Here is an 18,210-nt window from a genome sequence, read left to right as displayed (position 1 = left end):
GTCTACCGGGCATTAAGTCCCGGTGTCCCGCCCGGAACTGAGCCCGCATGTCTTTGTGGTGTTCGGCGCCACCGGCGATCTGGCCCGGCGAAAGTTGTTTCCCGGTCTGTATCGTCTTGCGGCGACCAAGCGGCTGCCCACCGACTACGCCGTGATCGGATCAGGCCGCCATTCACCGGGCAGTGATGACGAGTTTCGCGACGACATCGCCACCGCTCTACGCGGGTCGTCCGACACCCTGGACGATGATGTCCTGTCGGATCTGTTGTCCCGGATAAGGTTCCAGATATCTGACGCCGATGACGGCGCCGACCTGGCTTCGGTGGTGCGCGAGGTACGGGAGAAGCTCGGCAACGATGCGCGGGTGGTGATCTATCTGTCGGTTCCGCCCGAGGCCATGCAGTCCATGATCGACATGCTCGGCCGTGAGGGGCTGGCCGAGGACGCTCGTATCGTGGTCGAGAAGCCCTTCGGCACCGACCTGGCGTCCTCGCGTGATCTGGATGCGGCGCTCAAGCGGATTGCCGACGAGGACCGGGTGTATCGCATCGACCACTTCCTGGGGAAGGAAGCGGTGCAGAATATTCTGGCGCTGCGCTTCGCCAACGGTTTGATCGAGTCCGCCTGGGACCGCGAGCATCTGGAGTCGGTGCAGATAGACGTGCCCGAGGAACTCAGCATCGAGGGCCGCGGCAGTTTCTATGAATCGACCGGCTGCTTTCGCGACATGATCACCACCCACCTGTGTCAGGTGCTCGGTTTCGTCGCGATGGAGCCACCGCCACGTGTCGACGCGGTGTCGTTGCGCGATGCGAAAGCCGCGGTGTTCGAGGCATTGCGCCCCTTCGATCCGGACCGTGTGGTGTTCGGTCAGTACGACGGCTACCGCAACGAGGAGGATGTCTCAGACGATTCGGCGGTTGAGACGTTTGTGGCATTGGAGGCTTTCGTCGACACCCCACGCTGGCAGGACGTGCCGTTCTATCTACGGACCGGCAAGACGTTGGGCGACACCCGCCGCACCGTCACGCTGACGTTCCGGGCTCCGAGCGCGGGTCCCTTCGGTGGCGACGGGCATGGTCCGAACAGGCTTGTTCTGGAGCTGACCGATGAACCCGCGATCGGCGGCCGGCTGCTTGCCAAGCGTCCCGGTCCGGAGCTTGAGTTGATGCCGGTCGACCTGAGCTTCGATGTCGGTGACACGGTGTCCGACGAGGTTCCTTTGGAGGCCTACGAGCGGCTGCTGCTCGACGTCATCCGCGGCGACCAGACGCTGTTCACCCGCTCCGACGAGGTGGATCGGCTCTGGCAGGTGTGCCAGCCGGTGCTCGACGCACCGCCGGCCGCGCAGCCCTATGCGCAAGGGTCGTGGGGCCCCAAAGAAGCGCTGGCGCTGACCGACTGGTGGCTACCCGATGAGTGAGCGTCCACTCGCGATCTCCCAGCATGGGCTGATCGGCGATCTGCGCACCTGTGCGCTGGTCGGCACCGACGGAACCATCGACTGGTTCTGTGCGCCGAGATTCGACTCGCCCAGTGTGTTCGGATCGATCCTGGATCAAGACCGCGGTGGCAGTTGGCAATTGACACCCACCACCGCTGTCACCCGCACCCAGCAGTTCTACTACCCCGATACCGCGGTGCTGATCACCCGATTTCTGACCGATGACGGCGTCGTCGAGGTACATGACTTCATGCCGGTGATCTCGCCCGACGAACCTGAACACCGACAGCGGCTGGTGCGGCGGATCAGCGGGGTGCGCGGATGCCTGAAGTTGCAGATGCGACTGGACGCGCGGCCCGATTACGCGCGTCAATCGTGTACCGCGCAGCGTTCCGGGGACGGGGTGCTGGTCACCGGGGACGGGGTACGGCTGGGGTTGTCTGCCTCCACCGACTTGGCCATCGATGAAAGCGGCGAGAACAGCATTGTGACAGCCGATTTCGAGCTCAGCACCGGTGACACCGCATTGTTCGTGTTGGAGATGCTCGGTAGCGGTGACGAGGTCACTGCCGACTCGATGGACCGCACGGATGCGCTACTCGACGCGACCACAACGTTCTGGCGCGAGTGGATCGCGACCTCGACCTACACCGGACGCTGGCGTGAGACGGTGCACCGCTCGGCCATCACGCTCAAACTGCTCACCCACGAGCCCAGCGGCGCGATCATCGCCGCACCGACCACCAGCCTGCCTGCACCGATCGGCGGCAGTCGCAACTGGGACTACCGCTACGTGTGGATTCGTGATGCCGGGTTCAGCCTGTACGCGCTGCTGCGCCTCGGATTCGTCAACGAGGCAAGCGAATTCACCCGCTGGCTGTCCGAGCGGATGGGGCAGCGCGATGGTGACGAGGACCGCCGCCTCGGCCCGCTGCGGGTGCTCTACGACATCGACGGTGACCTTCCCGAGGAACAGGAACTGCCGCACCTTTCGGGGCATCGGGGATCGCGTCCCGTCCGGGTCGGCAACGCCGCCGCCCACCAGTTGCAGCTCGACATCTACGGCGAGATCATCGATTCGGTCTACCTGTTCAACAAGTACGGCCCCGGAATCAGCCACGATGCGTGGTGCGATGTCCGGCGGATCGTCGACTGGGTCGCGGAGAACTGGGATTGCCCCGACGCGGGCATGTGGGAGGTTCGCGACGAACCGCTGCCCTACACCACGTCGCGTTTGATGTGCTGGGTGGCCATCGAGCGCGCCATCCGCATCGCCCGGGCACGGGGGCTTCCCGGTGATCTGGTGGCCTGGGGTGCGGCGCGCGACGAGATCTATGACCGCATCATGACCAAATCGTGGAATCCGGACCTCCAGGCGTTCACGCGGATCGAAGGTGGGACCGATCTCGACGCGGGCGTGCTGCTGATGCCGATGGTGAAGTTCCTGTCGCCGGCCGATCCGCGGTTCCTGTCGACGCTGGCCGCTGTCGAAGAGCACCTTGTCACCGACAGTCTGGTGTTCCGTTACGAACCGGGCACCGACGGCCTCGATGGCAGGGAGGGCACCTTCTCGATCTGCTCGTTCTGGTACGTCGAGGCGCTCACCCGGGCCGGGCGGCTCGCCGACGCGCAGCTGGCGCTGGAGAAGATGTTCACCTACGCCAACCATGTCGGGCTGTACGCCGAACAGGTCTCCGCGACGGGCGACCAGGTCGGGAACTTCCCGCAGGCCTTCACGCACCTGGCCTTGATCAGCGCGGCGATGAATCTCAACCGGGCGTTGGACGGCTGATCCGGCCGTCCCTGGCGAAAACGTCCCTGGCGCGGGCCGCGGTGACCTAGCCTCCACATGACATCGCATGTTGTCAGGGCATAGGGGGGCGGCGATGAACGCCGAGAGGCATGTGACGGCCAAGTCGTGGCGCTACGGCCTGGCGGCCATGGCGATGAGTGCGGGCCTGGTGGTCGCACCCGTGCACGGCGTGGCCTGGGCCGACACCGGCGACCCCGCGTCCACCTCGCACGACGCCACCTCGAGCGATTCCCCGTCGACCTCCGGCGGCCCCGCGGCACCGAGTACGCCCGGTACGGAACGCGCGGACGAGGCAGAGGACACGTCGGGTCAGCCGCGCACCGCGGCCCTGCAACCGAAGACGGATCCCAAGCGCGCCGGCGCCGGGCCGAGATTGGACCGTGGCCAGCCGCTGACGACCCGCCGGGTCGAGCGCTCCGTGCGCACCGCACGCGCCGCGGCCGACAGCGCGGTGGCCATCGCGGGGGCCGGTGCGGTGGCCATCGCGGACCCGACTCCGCAGCCGGTTTCACCTGAGCCGACGGCTGACGCGGCGGCTGAGATCGCGGCCCCCGCGCTGGCGGGTGCCCTCGCGTCGGCCGCGGTCCAGGTCACGACACCCGTTCCGCCCAAGCCGCTCTCACCGATCGCGCAGGTGCTCGAACTGCCCGGCCGCATCGTCAACGCGGTGCTGCAGTTCCTCGACCTCACCTCCGCGGTCGGCCCGCGCAGCCCGTTCAACATCGCGCCCATCAACGACCTGCTGTTCGCCGCGTTCCGCGAGATCGAACGATTGGTGGGTCTGCACCGGACACCGGCGGTGCAGCCGGTGCTGCCCACCATGACCTATACCGGCCCCACCGACCGGCCGACCCCCACCGTGGCCCAGTTCCTCAACGCGTCGACGGCCGCGTACGGCTGGGGCACGACACCCGGCGGTATGGTGCCCCTCACCGTCAACGGCTTCCAGCTGCAGTCGACCAACGTCTTCTCCGGTATGTCCGGTAAGGCGTGGGTGACCCCGCAGGGCCAGATCATCATCGCCTATCAGGGCACCACCGGCGGCACGAACCTATTGATCAACCCGCTGATCACGCTGGCTCAGATCGCCGCGGACATGCAGGTGATCCTCACCGGGACAACGCCGCTGGCGTTCTACGACGCGCTGCGCTTCGCGCGTCGGGTCCAGGAGGAAGCCGCGCTGCAGGGATATGCGGCCGACGACGTCTTCGTCACCGGTCATTCGTTGGGTGGCTGGCAGGCCCAGTTCGTCGCGCAGCGCACGGGTCTGGCCGGCATCGGGTTCGAGTCACCCGGCCTGAACACCAAGGTGGCCGGCAACGGCGCCGACACGAACTTCGTCAACATCGCCCAGTACGGCAGCCCGGCGGCATTCATGGCCACCGATCTGCCTGGGCTGCAACCGTTCTTCCCGTCCTATGTGCCCGGCGGCGGCGCCAAACCGCACTACGGGCCGATCGTGGTGATCGGTGACCGCGCGGCGATGAACCCGATGGTCAATGCCTCGGCGATGTGGGGCAAGAGCCTGATCGGCAGCCTCATCTTCGCGGTGGACTTTCTGGGCAACTTCTTCCAGTACCACCTGATGGGGGTGCAGGCGTATCACCTCGACGTCGATCCCGACCCCGGTGTGGTGCCGTGGCTGGGGACCGGGCAGGGCACGGTGCACACCGGCTACGGGGAACTGACGATTCAACAACTGCTGCAGGCGGCCTCCGAGGACGGGATCCTGATCCGCCCCTGACGCTCACCCAAACTTTTGTCCGCGTTAATTACAGGAATGTTTCCTGCCAATCACCTGAGAGACCATAAAATTTACGCCATTCGGGATGCCATCTCTTAGATTTCCGTCCAAGATGGCTACCCGGATCGCTTTTGAGGCGTAAACGTGGACGGGACTCGCCCGTGCCGCGAACTGAGGGAGCCAGATGAGCAAGCTGCGCACAGCCCTGCGCAAGGTAACTGTCCTGTCCTGTATCTCCGCCGTCGCCGTCTTCGGGGTCGCCGCGTGCGGCAGCGACGACGGCTCCGGCGCCTCCGGTGGCGGGGGTGAGATCAACATCTCGATGACATCCTTCCCGGATTACATCGACCCGCAGCTGTCCTACACCCTCGAAGGGTGGGAGGTGCTCTACAACGTCTACACGCCGCTACTGACCTATAAACACGCCAGGGGAGAAGAGGGCACCGCGGTGGTGCCGGGTCTCGCCGAAGCGATGCCTGAGATCTCGGACGACGGCAAGACCTACAAGTTGAAGCTGCGGTCGGGCATGAAGTTCTCCGACGGCACACCGATCAAGGCCTCGGACTTCACCTACGCCATTCAGCGGCTGTTCAAGGCGGACTCGGGTGGTTCGGTGTTCTACTCGGGCATCGTCGGTGCGCCCGCATACGCCGACGGCACCGCCGACACCATCTCCGGGATCGTCACCGACGATGCCACCGGCGATATCACCATCACGCTGGACGCCCCGAACGGAACCTTCGAGAACGTGCTGGGATTGCCGTTCGCGGCGCCCGTGCCGGCGAGCACCCCGCTCGCCGATGACGCGACGAACAATCCGCCCCCATCGAGCGGACCGTTCATGATCACGAGCGTGGAAGCCCCGCAGAGCATGACGATGGAGCGCAACCCGAACTTCCAGAGCGTGCTCGATGCCGGGGCCACCGAGGTCGCCGATGCCAATGTCGACAAGATCGTGGTGACCCAGAACAAGAGCAACTCCGCTCAGGTCACCGGTGTCGAGCAGAACACCATCGACTTCATGGTCGACCCGCCGGACGCGGACCGCCTGCAGGAGGTCAAAACCCGCTTCGGCGATCGGTTCCGGATGGAGGAGTCGATCAATACCTACTACTTCTGGATGAACAACCAGACCGCGCCGTTCAACGATGTGCGGGTGCGTCAGGCCGTCAACTACGCCATCGACCCCGAAGCGCTCAACCGGGTGTTCGGCGGGCGGCTGCACCCGACGCAGCAGATCCTGCCGCCGGGCATGCCGGGCTACGAAGAATACAAGCTTTACCCGGGGCCGGATATGAACAAGGCCAAAGCGCTGCTGGCCGAGGCGAACCCGGCGGACCGCGATATCACGGTGTGGACCAACGACGAGCCCGACCGCAAGCGGATCGGTGAGTACTACCACGACGTGCTCAACCAGCTGGGCTTCAACGCGACGCTGAAGGTGATCGCCGGTGACGTGTACTTCACCACGATCGGCAACCAGTCGACCCCGGACCTGGATACCGGGTTCGGCAACTGGTTCCAGGACTTCCCGCATCCGGACGACTTCTTCCGGCCGCTGCTCAACAGCGACGCGATCCTGCCCACCAACGGCAACAACTTCTCCCGCGCGTCCTACCCGGAGCTGGACGCCAAGATGGACGAGCTGCTGACCAAGCAGCTCACCGAGGGTGATACCGAGGCTCAATACGCCGCGTTGGACAAGGCCTATATGGAGCGGGCCGCGTGGGCGCCGTACGGCAACGAACAGTTCACCACCTTCGTCTCCGACCGGATCGACTTCGACAAGGCCTACCATCATCTCCTGTTCAACCAGGACTGGTCGGCGCTGGCGCTGAAGTAGGTATGGCTACGCCCACTGACGCCGTTGAAGCGCCCGGGGACCCCGTCCCACCGGCGGGGGTCCCCGCGGCGCGGATCCGAGGCCGAAGCCCCTGGTATCTGGCGTGGCTTCGGCTGCGGCGCAACAGAATCAGCCTCGCTTTCGGGGCGCTGTTCCTGCTGATCGTGCTGTTCTGCCTGGCGGCGCCGCTGTGGGCCGACCAGGTGGCGCACACCGGTCCCAACGAGAACCACATCACCGACACGGTGCTGATCGACGGGCAGCAAACCGACGTCGTGTCACCGGATGGCACTCCGATCGGGCCGGGCCTGCACGGCCGTTATCTGCTGGGCGCCGACCAGAACGGCCGAGATGTGATGGTGCGCCTGATGTATGGCGGTAGGACGTCCATCTACATCGGTGTTGCGGCGGCGGCCATCACCACGGTGCTGGCCGTCCTGGTCGGGCTGCTGTGCGGCTACTACCGCGGCTGGGTCGACGCGACGCTGTCGAGGATCATGGATGTGGTCTGGGCGTTCCCGGTGCTGCTGCTCGGTATCGCGCTGGGCACCGCACTCGCACTGGGCGGCTTGAAGATCGGTGCGCTGCAGATCGCCGGCGATTCGCTGTGGATACCGATCATGATCATCGGTCTGGTGTACGTGCCCTACATGGCGCGGCCGATTCGCGGTGAGATCCTCGCACTGCGGGAGAAGGAGTTCATGGAAGCGGCAGTGGCCCAGGGAAAGGGGCCGGTGCGCATCATGGTGAGCGAACTGCTGCCGAACGTGGTGTCCACCATCATCGTGTTCTTCACCCTGAACATCGCCAACAATATGCTGCTGGAGTCCGCGCTGTCGTTCCTGGGCGCCGGCGTGCGGGCGCCGAATGCCTCCTGGGGCACCATGATCGCCGACGGCTATCAGACCATCTACACCGCGCCGCACCTGACGATCGTGCCCGGTTTGATGATCGTGTTGACCGTGTTGTCGCTCAACGTGTTCGGTGACGGCCTGCGGGACGCGCTGGATCCGCGGGCCAAGATCCGGTTGGAGCACTGACGTGTTGCGATTCGTGATTCGACGCCTCAGCGGGATGGTCGCGGTGCTGTTCGCGATCTCGGTGCTGGTGTTCCTGATCTTCAACGTGATTCCCAACTCCGACCCCGCCGCCAGGATCGCGGGCAAGAACGCCGACCCGGAGCTGATCGCCAGGGTGAGTGCGGATCTGGGACTCGACCAGCCGCTGTATGTGCAGTACCTGACGATGATGAAGCAGATCTTCACCGGCCAGCTGACCTCGTATGCCAGCTCGCAGAACGTCGTCGAACAGATCTGGAAGGGTCTGCCCGCCACGTTGTCGCTGTGCATCGGCGCCGCGGTGCTCTGGATGGTGCTGGCCATCTGGTTCGGCTATCTCAGCGCCGTGCATGCCGGCAAGTTCACCGACCGGGCGTTGACCATCCTGTCGCTGGTCGGCATATCGGTACCCGTGTTCTGGCTGGCGGCAATACTGTTGTACTACTTGAGCTTCAAGGCCGAACTCTTTCCCACCAGTGGTTACGTGCCACTGTCCAGGGACCCGCTGGACTGGGCGTATCACCTGATCCTGCCGTGGTTGACGCTGGCGGTGCTGTATGTCGGCTTCTACAGCCGGGTGTTGCGCTCCAACATGCTCGACGTGATGAACGATGACCATGTGCGCACTGCCCGCGCGAAGGGGATCAGCGAGCGACAGGTCCGCATCAAACACGTGCTGCGCAACTCCATGATCCCGGTCGTGACGCTGTTCGGCCTCGATTTCGGCGCGGTCGTCGGCGGTGGGGCGATCCTCACCGAGACCGTGTTCAACCTCAACGGTGTCGGCCTGTATGCGGGACAGGCGATCGGAACGCTGGATCTGCCGCCGCTGATCGGGGTGACCATGTTCGGCGCATTCTTCATCGTGCTGTTCAACACCCTGGTCGACGTGGCGTACGCATTCCTGGACCCGCGCATCCGGATCGGAGAGGCAGCACCGGTATGAGTCCCTTACTCGAAGTCGAGGATCTGCGAGTCCGTTTCACCACCCAGGACGGCGTGGTGAGCGCCGTCGACGGCGTCTCGTTCGGCCTGGCCGCCGGTGAGGTGCTCGCGATCGTCGGCGAGTCCGGGTCGGGCAAGAGCGTCACCGCCCAGACCGTGCTCGGCCTGACCCGCGCACCGAACGCGACCATCGAGGGTGCCGTACGGTTCGGCGGCAAGGATCTCACCGCGCTCGACGACCGCGAACTGCAGTCCATCCGTGGCGAGCACATCGCGATGGTGTTCCAGGATCCGATGACATCGCTGAATCCGGTCTACCGGGTGGGGGACCAGATCACCGAGATGATCCGGGCCCACCGCGACGTCTCCCGCGCCGAAGCGCGTGACCGTGCCATCGAATTGCTGCGCACCGTCGGCATTCCCAATCCCGAGCGTCGGGTGCGCGATTACCCGCACGAGTTCTCCGGCGGTATGCGGCAGCGGGTGATGATCGCGATGGCGCTGTCGCTGGAACCCGAGGTGCTGATCGCCGACGAACCCACCACGGCGCTCGATGTGACCATCCAGGCGCAGATCCTGCGGCTGCTGGCCGATTTGAACGCCGAGCGTGGACTGGCGGTGGTGCTGATCACCCATGACCTCGGCGTGGTCGCCGAGGTGGCCGACCGGGTGCTGGTCATGTACGCCGGGCAGGTGGTCGAGGACGCCAGCGTCGACGACATCTTCTACGACCCCCAACATCCCTACACCTGGGGGCTGTTCGGATCGCTGACCCCGCTCGACGCGCCGCAGCACTCGCGGCTGCCGCAGATCGGGGGAGCGCCGCCGTCGCTGCTGTCCTTGCCGCCCGGGTGCCGTTTTGCGCCGCGCTGCCCGCATGCGTTCGAGAAGTGCTCGCAGGCACCATCATTGGAGACTCGGGCGGCGACCGGCCATCTGGACAGGTGTTGGCTGGAGCCGGCGCAGAAGTCGACGCTGCGTGAGGTGGACGGCCGGATCGGGCTGCGCAAGGTGGTGAGCCTGTGAGCACCGGCGAGCCCCTGCTCGAGGTCACCGACCTGGTCAAGCACTTCCCGATCAAGGCGGGCGCGATCATCGAGCGCGAGGTCGGGCGGGTACGCGCGGTGGACGGTGTCAGCCTGACCTTGCGCGAGGGCGAGACACTGGGGCTGGTCGGCGAGTCCGGGTGCGGGAAATCGACGCTGTGCCGGCTGATCTTGCAGTTGATGGCACCGACCTCGGGGTCGGTGCGCTTCCAGGGCGAAGAGTTGGTGGGCCGGTCCCGCCGGGACCTGCGGCCGATCCGCCGCCACATCCAGATGGTGTTCCAGGATCCGTATGCGTCGCTCAACCCGCGCAAGCGGATCGGGCAGATCATCGGCGACCCGATCGAGTTGCACGGGTTGGCCAGCGGCGCCGAGGTGAAGCGTCAGGTGCAGGATCTGCTGGACCGGGTGGGTCTGCAGGCCGAGCACTACAACCGCTTCCCGCACGAGTTCTCCGGCGGGCAACGCCAGCGCATCGGGATCGCCCGCGCGCTGGCGTTGCGGCCCAAGCTGATCATCGCCGACGAGCCGGTATCGGCGCTGGACGTCTCGGTGCAGGCGCAGATCATCAACCTGCTCGAGGATCTGCAGGACGAGTTCGGGCTGTCGTATCTGTTCGTCGCGCACGATCTCGGTGTGGTGCGCCATGTCTCGGACCGGGTGGCGGTGATGTACCTGGGCAAGATCGTCGAGACCGCCTCGGCCACCGAGCTGTACGACAAGCCGTTCCATCCATACTCGACCGCGCTGCTATCGGCGGTCCCCATCCCCGACCCGCGGCGCAACGCGGCCCGGGAGCGGCTGATCCTGGAGGGTGATGTGCCCAGTCCGATCGATCCGCCGTCGGGGTGCCGGTTCCACACCCGGTGCCGGTGGGCCACCGAGGTCTGTTCGGCCGAGGAGCCGGACATGATCGAACGGGAGCGGGCGCATCTGGCGGCGTGTCATCACCCGCGGAATCTGGAGGCGGTGGCCGCCGGCTGAGCGATGTCAGGCTCGGCGAGGACGACCGACTTCGTGGTCCTTAAGCGTGGAATACCTAACATAGCGGGACGCGGAGAGCGGATTCAGGGCCCTCCGCGCTCAATGCTTCCAATTGCATGCATAAGCCTTGACACGGTACCGGGATGTGCCGCACGATGGTCTTACGCATGAAATCGGAGGCATAAGGAGCGCGGTCATGGGTCCCAGGCGTAGGAAATCGCAACGCGATGGTGCTATGCCTGAAATCGCACGCATAGGTGTGGCGTTCGCTGAGAGGCGGATCGCGCTGCGGCTCACGCAACAAACTTTGGCTGACTTGGCTGGGGTGTCCCGCTCCAGTGTTCAGTCACTTGAGCGGGGGAGCGGATCGATCAGCTTCGGGTCTGTCATCGAGATTGCTGACGCTTTGGGGCTCCACGTCGACGTGAGCGCGATGGCGGAATGACTGATCCGCACCGTCTCGACCTGCGCGAGGTCGACACGGCCGACGTCTACATCGGCGACGACCTTGCTGCCCATTTGGTGCGACAAGGTGGTGACGGCGTCAGTTTCGCCTACCTCAACGCAGGGGCCAATCTCGAAGGTCGGGTCCGTGACCGGTCGGTTTCGTGGTCACTGTTGCGTTCGGGCGACTATCCAGTGGTCACGACGGGCGGGTCGGTGCCGGCGTTCTTCGCCGGGCTCCTCCCCGAGGGTGTCCGGCTGGGCGTGGTGACGTCGTCGACCAAAACCTCTGCCGATGACCACCTCACCTTGCTGCTTGCCATCGGAGCCGACACGATCGGCAACGTCCGGGTGTTCCCCGCCGGGGCGGATCCGATCCGGCCACTACCGCTGTTCGACCCCGAACGTGACACCGACTTCCGCGCCGTTTTTGCCAAGATGACCGGCTCCGTCGAGGCAGACCCGGTGGGTTTGGCGGGGGTTCAACCCAAGGTTAGCGCCGGCATGTTGTCAACGCCTACACAGACCAGGTCGGGGCCGGCGATCCTGAAGCTCAGTCCCGCGCAGTATCCGCTGCTCGTGGAGAACGAGCATTTCTTCATGACGATGGCCGCGGCGTGCGGTCTCAGGGTTGCCAAGACGTCGGTGCTGCACGATGCCGAGGGACGAAGTGCCTTGCTGGTAACGCGTTTCGACCGTGAAGGCTCCGTCAGGCTTGCGCAGGAGGATGCGTGCCAGGTCGCTGATGTCTATCCCGCCTCGAAATACCGCATCAAGACCGAAACCGCCATCACCGGACTCGCCGAGGCATGTGCGCGAGGCGGAGGTTCCAGGGTTGCCGCGGTTGTCGAGTTGCTCAAAACCGTTGTGTTTTCGTGGCTTATCGGCAACGGCGATCTACATGGCAAGAACCTGTCGATCTACAATCCGAACGGAATATGGCAACCGACTCCTGCCTACGACCTGCTGTGCACCCAGCCTTATGTGGGCTGGAAAGACCCGATGGCGCTCAATCTGTACGGCCGCGCCAATAAGCTGAGCCGGACAAATTTCATCGAGGCGGGGGAACGTCTCGGGCTGCGGCAACGCGCGGTCGTCAGGATGATCGACGCCGTTGTCGACGCTGCGGAGCCTTGGCCGGAGCGGTGCGAGCAGATCGGGTTCGGTGACAGGGAAACCGGGCTTCTTGCGCAGCTGCTCCGCACACGGATCGACGGCCTGAAAATGCACCAGTCGACCGCCTGAACCAGTTGTCACGAGTGCCACGCCTGGTTCATCGCCGAAGCAGCGGGTAACCGAGGGCCATGACGAGCATCGGATACTTCCTGTCGGCCGAGCAGTACAACCCCAAAGAGTTGGTCGATCAGGCGCGTCGCGCCGAGGCCGCCGGCTTCGACCGGCTGTGGATCTCCGACCATTTCCACCCGTGGAACGACGAGCAGGGTGAGAGCGCGTTCGTCTGGGGTGTCATCGGCGCGCTGTCTGAGGTGACGTCGCTGCCGGTGTCCACCGCCGTGACCTGCCCGACCATCCGGATGCATCCGGCGATCCTCGCGCAGGCATCCGCCACCGCGGCCGTTCAGCTCGACGGGCGCTTCGTCTTCGGTGTCGGCAGCGGGGAGGCGCTCAACGAGCACATTCTCTGTGACCCGTGGCCGTCGCCAGGGGTGCGACTGGAGATGCTCGAAGAGGCGGTGGAGGTCATCCGCGCGCTCCACACCGGGAAGGTGATCAGCCACCACGGCCTGCATTACGAGGTGCAGGAGGCCCGGATCTATACCCTGCCCGAGCAGCCCGTGCCGATCTACGTGTCCGGGTTCGGTCCCCAGTCCGCAGAACTCGCCGGCCGCATCGGCGACGGCTACTGCTTGACGATGGCCGACGCCGACCTGGTGAAGACCTTCCGCGCCGCGGGCGGCGGCGACAAGCCGGTGCAGGGCGGTATGAAGGTGAGTTGGGATCGTGACACCGACGCCGGCATCGACGCCGCGCACCGGCTGTGGGCCAACGACATGTTGCCCGGCCAGCTCGCGCAGACCCTGCCGCGGCCACAGGATTTCGAGGACGCGATGTCGCTGGTGCCACGGGAATCGGTGACCGAGAGCATCACCTGCGGGCCGGACGTGGACAAGCATGTCGCACAGGTGCGTTCGTATCTGGACGCCGATATCGACGAGGTCTACGTCCAGCAGATCGGACCGGACAAGGAGGGCTTCTTCGCCGCCTGGGAGAAGGACGTGCTTCCCCAGCTCAGGTGAGGGAGCGCGTGCTGACCGAGGGACACGGCCGGCGCGTCGGGGAGCTGGTGTGGTCGACAGCGAAAACCTGGAGCCGATGACGGGAATCGAACCGCGTATTCAGCCTGGGAATTTGCTCTAACTCGATCAGGCCAGGTCGCCAGGGTCGCAACACTTCTCAGCTGGTGAGGATAGCTTTGAGTCACCAGCTGCGAACTGTTGAGATCTGTCGCGATCCCGCGTAAACCCGCCGTTCGCGGTCAATCTACGGTCAATGGCAGCAAACGTTTTGTGAGCGTATAAACAAGCAAGGACAACGTTGCCATCGACTGCAAGGGGGCTAGGTGGGTTTCTGGCTGCTCGATCTCTTGGACGAGAGTGAGATTCGTAAACCTGCGCAACTAGAGAAGGCGCTCAGAAACGGCGACTTCGCGACAAAGGTCTTCGATGTTGCGACTGCTGATGAGACGTACTCATTGGTGCCTCTGGAATCCGCCGGGAACACGGTTCTAGCGGCGCACGGCCTCGATCTCTCGGGAAGTCTTGGCTGCATGGCCTTTGATTGTCTACGTCGGGATCTTGATCGGCTGCTTTCGCGGACATGGTTCTACTTCGATCAGGTTGCGGTGCGAGGCCCGAGCAAACAGGTAGTCAGCCACCTTGTAGATGGGGCGTCTATCGATGAAGCGAAGCATAATGTCGAGTCACTAATGCGCGGTTTGTTGTACATCCGGGAGGTCGGGGCGGAAGAATTCCTCGTATTTACGGAAAAAGCGCCGGCGTGCAGAGTCCATTATAGGCAGCATCTATCGGAAGCTGGCCTCGACCATATTCTGAGCAATTCCGAATCAATCGTCGCAGAATTGATGCAAAACGGCACCGTGGCGGATTTTGAACCACACGGTGACCACCTGCACTGCACCTTCACCCATCCGATGCTTGAGCATACGGAATGGCCTTGCCTCGACGTGCATGCCGATGTGAGCGACCCTGAGGTCATCAAACGAGCCGCCGCCGAGGGAGTCTTTGTGCGGTTCGCGAGCCATCTGACATCTGATGTAGTGACGGCTCAGATGCTGGGGACGCCGCTTGGCCTAGGCACCGGCGTGCATGACCGGTTGGTTGCCGACCACTTGTCCGACGAAAACGTTGCACTTGCGTTGGACCTGCCCATCCTCACGGACGTACCTCCGAAGGATGCGATGAAAATTCGCGCTGCCGAGGGCGGCAGCTTTGATCGATTCCGGGATGCATTGAGGGCTGGGATGAATGACGCCGTCGCGGCCAGCGGTGATTCGCCTTCCAGTGGGGTCGCGGCCGACATTATCAACGATGTCATCGGACCCTCTCTGCGAGAGGTAGATGATGCGATGGTTAAGTCTCAGAATTTACTCAACAAGAAAGTGGCGACTTCTGTCGGACTGGGCACCGTCTTGACGATCGCCGGATTGGCATTCAACGCCCCACTCTTGTTGCCTGCTGGAATTGCAATTTTCGGTGGGACTACCCTGCAGGCGGTTCATAAATATTTTGAGGAATCACGCGATATTCAACTCAAAGACATGTATTTTCTATGGTCGCGTGAGGTCCAGGCGCGGTATCGTAAATGACACCGCTGCCCGGCGATGGCTGCGATCAGTGTGGTCGGGATCTTGCTACCGGCGCTCACGCCCACGTAGTAGCGCGCAGAATCCTTGCGCGGCTTGAGTTCGACCCCGGCGCGAAACCCGGCGTATTGCCGCCCGGACCGACGCGACCAACGCGCACGGTCTGACGAACCGACCCGCGAACGACGCACATCGGCAGCGACCGTTTGACCCGCGTTGACCGGCTGGCCTTAGAGACAAACTGACCCTTGCGGTTGCGCTTGTAGGTGTGTCGTTTCGAAGGCTGCCGAACGTCTGGTGCTGGATTGGTCATAACCGATCCGACACCAAACGTTCTGCAAGGCGGTGTTCCGTCCTGCGGTCGCGCGCGCCAACCGCCTTGGCGGATCAAACCCCGTTCTGCCGCCCGCGCTGAAGTTCCATGCCCTGCGTCATACCTACGCGAGCCTGTGCGTCGTGGCCGGGATTCCTCCATTGCAGCTTTCGCGCTTTATGGGTCACGCGAAAGTCACCACGACGCTGTCGATTTACGGCTCTTCACAGATGAGGGTGTAGAGGTGGTTGGCGCGTCGTTGCCGGGATAGAGGTCGAGGTCTCTCGAAAATGAGGGTTCCTACACTCCTCATCCGAAAGACCTCGACGTGCCTGACGCTACCGGTCGGGCGGGCTTCGCCTGCGCTGACCTGACGACTTTCTGCCGCCTCGACGAACTTGGGCTGCAGGTGACCGGACAACGCCTTGAGCCCGGCCGTGCTGTGCTGGCGTGCCGGGTGACCGACGAGGACCGGTGGTGTCGTCGCTGCGGCGAAGAAGGCATCCCACGCGACAGCCTCACCCGTACTCTGGCCCATGAGCCGTTCGGGTGGCGCCCCACCACACTGCTGGTGACCATCCGTCGCTACCGGTGCGCCGGCTGCGCCCACGTGTGGCGACAAGACACCACCAGGATGGCCGAACCACGTGCCAAGCTGTCGCGGCGTGCTCTGCGGTGGGCGCTGGAAGCCATTGTCTGCCAGCATCTATCCGTGGCTCGCATCGCCGAAGCGCTCGCGGTGTCGTGGAACACCGCCAACAACGCGGTGCTGGCAGAAGGCCGACGGGTGCTGATCGCCGATCCGGCCCGTTTCGACGGCGTGGCGGTGATCGGCGTCGATGAGCACGTCTGGCGGCACACCCGTCGCGGTGACAGGTACGTCACCGTCATCATCGATCTCACCCCTGTGCGTGACGGGACCGGTCCGGCTCGGCTGCTCGACATGGTCGAGGGTCGCTCAAAAAAGGCGTTTCAGGACTGGTTGGCCGAGCGGCCGCAGGACTGGCGTGACGGCGTGGACGTTGTTGCTATGGATGGCTTCTCCGGGTTCAAGACCGCTACCGCCGAGGAACTGCCCGAGGCGGCGACGGTGATGGACCCTTTCCACGTGGTGCGCCTGGCTGGCAACGCCCTCGATGAGTGCCGCCGCCGGGTGCAGCTGGCGACATGTGGGCACCGCGGCCGCAAGTCCGACCCGCTCTACACCTGCCGACGCACCCTGCACACCGGTGCCGATCTGCTCACCGACCGCCAGCGCACCCGGCTGGCCGCCTTGTTCGCCGCCGACGCCCACGCAGAAGTCGAGGCCACCTGGCAGATGTATCAGCGCACCGTGGCCGCGTATCGTGAACCCGACCGCACGAAAGGCCGCACGATGATGGCGGCGCTGATCACCACGCTGAGCACCGGCGTTCCCAAGCCGCTGACCGAACTGATCACCCTGGGACGGACCCTGAAGAAGCGTGCCGCCGACGTGCTGGCCTACTTCGACCGCCCCGGCACCTCCAACGGGCCCACCGAAGCGATCAACGGCCGCCTCGAACACCTGCGCGGATCCGCGCTGGGCTTCCGCAACCTCACCAACTACATCGCCCGGTCACTGCTCGAGACCGGAGGCTTCCGAACTCAGCTCCTTGCACCTCGGCAGTGAAGAGTCCTCAACGCATATTCGACGCGGCCAGAGCGTCATTGGTCTCGGTCACCGAGAAACGATCGGGGTGCCAGCCTCGGGGCAGCCAGTCGCGCATCTCCTGCGCACCCAGCCCCATCGGTGTTGCCCGCGGGTCGTACCCGCCACGAACCCACGCAGCCAATTCCTCATAGCCGCCCAAGCCACCACAATCCTCCGGCGGGCAGGCCATCTTGCCCGCCAGGCACACCGGAGCCGAAGGTGGATCATCGAGAACGTCTTCGACCACCAGCACGTGCTCCCATCCGTCGCCGAAGTCGTAGTCATAGAACAACCGGTCGCCCTTACCGGAGACCACCTGATCCAGGCGCACACCGTCCTCGACGAGACCGTCGTCGCCTTCGCTGAGATCAAATCTGGTGACGAAGTAGGCACGGGTACGCCGGTCCGCCCCGACACCGAACTTATGCAGATGACCGTCCTGCCAGCCCATCGCAACCTGCAGCACGTCATGCAGCTCATCGAGCACGAGGTCACCCGGCAGGACCAGACGACGCCAGATCGGCGGCTTGGCGTACATCAGGTCGACCCGCACCCGGAAACCCCGCACACGCTCCGGCACAGCTCCCACCTCGGGTGTCGGTTCATCGAACACTCCCGCGAACAAATCCCGGCCAGCATCGGCCATCAGCTGTTGCAGCATCGACAGGTCCACACCACCCCCGGACACCGCGCTCTTCCTCTTACTCTTCCGCTTCTCCTCCGGCACACACCCAGCCAACCAGACACCCCAATCACAGGCCGACAGCAGCTGACCGTTCTACACCCTCAATCATGAAGAGCCCGATTTACACGCATCTATTCGATGACGATCACGCCGAAACGATGGCTGCGCTGGAGGCTTTGGTCCATCCACGCGAAGCGTCCAACGTGGTGCCGCTGCGGCAGCGGACTTAAGCCGTTTGTGGGTCTATGAATGTGTGATGGTGTCTGCGAAGAACGCGATTGGCCAGTGCGGAGTAACAAGCTTTTGCAGACCGTCTGACATCAAGTAGAGAGAATCACCGACGTCACGCACGTCCTGTATCTTGTTGTAAATCGG

General features: G+C 64.4%; 16 protein-coding genes. 15 read left to right on the top strand and 1 reads right to left on the bottom strand.

The window, feature by feature from the left end; all coding sequences use genetic code 11:
* Window positions 1-22: 22 nt before the first annotated feature.
* From zwf to A7U43_RS00090, 14 genes are all read left to right on the top strand, one after another.
* On the top strand, window positions 23-1,423 hold the full coding sequence (gene zwf, locus A7U43_RS00150; RefSeq protein ID WP_067989715.1) for a glucose-6-phosphate dehydrogenase: 1,401 nt from the start codon (window positions 23-25) through the stop codon (window positions 1,421-1,423).
* The gene (locus tag A7U43_RS00145) at window positions 1,416-3,236 is read left to right on the top strand and encodes a glycoside hydrolase family 15 protein (protein ID WP_067989713.1); all 1,821 of its coding nucleotides are present in this window, start codon (window positions 1,416-1,418) and stop codon (window positions 3,234-3,236) included. Before zwf ends, A7U43_RS00145 begins: the two co-directional genes overlap by 8 nt.
* Window positions 3,237-3,330: 94 nt before the next feature.
* Entirely contained in the window at window positions 3,331-5,001 is a 1,671-nt protein-coding gene (locus A7U43_RS00140; protein WP_067989711.1) for a hypothetical protein, read from the top strand.
* Between the two features lie 184 nt (window positions 5,002-5,185).
* Window positions 5,186-6,844 carry an ABC transporter substrate-binding protein gene (locus A7U43_RS00135; protein ID WP_067989709.1) on the top strand — a complete coding sequence of 553 codons (1,659 nt, stop codon included), beginning with the start codon at window positions 5,186-5,188 and terminating at the stop codon, window positions 6,842-6,844.
* A 2-nt stretch (window positions 6,845-6,846) separates the two neighbouring features.
* Entirely contained in the window at window positions 6,847-7,884 is a 1,038-nt protein-coding gene (locus A7U43_RS00130) for an ABC transporter permease (RefSeq protein WP_067989707.1), read from the top strand.
* A 1-nt stretch (window position 7,885) separates the two neighbouring features.
* Complete coding sequence (locus A7U43_RS00125) at window positions 7,886-8,848, top strand: ABC transporter permease (RefSeq protein WP_067989705.1); 963 nt, start codon at window positions 7,886-7,888, stop codon at window positions 8,846-8,848.
* The gene (locus A7U43_RS00120; RefSeq protein WP_067989704.1) at window positions 8,845-9,873 is read left to right on the top strand and encodes an ABC transporter ATP-binding protein; all 1,029 of its coding nucleotides are present in this window, start codon (window positions 8,845-8,847) and stop codon (window positions 9,871-9,873) included. Before A7U43_RS00125 ends, A7U43_RS00120 begins: the two co-directional genes overlap by 4 nt.
* Entirely contained in the window at window positions 9,870-10,877 is a 1,008-nt protein-coding gene (locus A7U43_RS00115; RefSeq protein WP_067989703.1) for an ABC transporter ATP-binding protein, read from the top strand. The genes A7U43_RS00120 and A7U43_RS00115 overlap by 4 nt, the downstream gene beginning before the upstream one ends.
* A 196-nt stretch (window positions 10,878-11,073) precedes the next feature.
* The gene (locus tag A7U43_RS00110) at window positions 11,074-11,322 is read left to right on the top strand and encodes a helix-turn-helix domain-containing protein (RefSeq protein ID WP_335582831.1); all 249 of its coding nucleotides are present in this window, start codon (window positions 11,074-11,076) and stop codon (window positions 11,320-11,322) included.
* The gene (locus A7U43_RS00105; protein WP_067989701.1) at window positions 11,319-12,566 is read left to right on the top strand and encodes a type II toxin-antitoxin system HipA family toxin; all 1,248 of its coding nucleotides are present in this window, start codon (window positions 11,319-11,321) and stop codon (window positions 12,564-12,566) included. Before A7U43_RS00110 ends, A7U43_RS00105 begins: the two co-directional genes overlap by 4 nt.
* A 59-nt stretch (window positions 12,567-12,625) precedes the next feature.
* Complete coding sequence (locus tag A7U43_RS00100) at window positions 12,626-13,579, top strand: LLM class F420-dependent oxidoreductase (RefSeq protein WP_067989700.1); 954 nt, start codon at window positions 12,626-12,628, stop codon at window positions 13,577-13,579.
* Between the two features lie 323 nt (window positions 13,580-13,902).
* Complete coding sequence (locus A7U43_RS00095; RefSeq protein WP_067989697.1) at window positions 13,903-15,168, top strand: hypothetical protein; 1,266 nt, start codon at window positions 13,903-13,905, stop codon at window positions 15,166-15,168.
* 342 nt (window positions 15,169-15,510) lie between these two features.
* Window positions 15,511-15,720: a tyrosine-type recombinase/integrase gene (locus A7U43_RS28920; RefSeq protein WP_335582830.1), complete on the top strand. Its 210-nt coding sequence runs from the start codon at window positions 15,511-15,513 to the stop codon at window positions 15,718-15,720.
* An 86-nt stretch (window positions 15,721-15,806) separates the two neighbouring features.
* Window positions 15,807-17,129: an ISL3 family transposase gene (locus A7U43_RS00090; RefSeq protein WP_052545499.1), complete on the top strand. Its 1,323-nt coding sequence runs from the start codon at window positions 15,807-15,809 to the stop codon at window positions 17,127-17,129.
* A 7-nt stretch (window positions 17,130-17,136) separates the two neighbouring features.
* Here A7U43_RS00090 and A7U43_RS00085 read toward each other — a convergent pair whose 3' ends face one another.
* Window positions 17,137-17,838 carry a plasmid pRiA4b ORF-3 family protein gene (locus A7U43_RS00085; RefSeq protein WP_052543539.1) on the bottom strand — a complete coding sequence of 234 codons (702 nt, stop codon included), beginning with the start codon at window positions 17,836-17,838 and terminating at the stop codon, window positions 17,137-17,139.
* Window positions 17,839-17,942: 104 nt separating this feature from the next.
* On the opposite strand from A7U43_RS00085, the gene A7U43_RS30520 reads away from it, so the two are divergent.
* Window positions 17,943-18,065: a hypothetical protein gene (locus tag A7U43_RS30520; protein WP_257747829.1), complete on the top strand. Its 123-nt coding sequence runs from the start codon at window positions 17,943-17,945 to the stop codon at window positions 18,063-18,065.
* The last annotated feature ends 145 nt before the right edge of the window (window positions 18,066-18,210 follow it).

The sequence above is a fragment of the Mycobacterium adipatum genome (assembly GCF_001644575.1).
GTDB classification, from domain to species: domain Bacteria; phylum Actinomycetota; class Actinomycetes; order Mycobacteriales; family Mycobacteriaceae; genus Mycobacterium; species Mycobacterium adipatum.
This window is presented reverse-complemented; position numbering and strand designations above follow the sequence as displayed.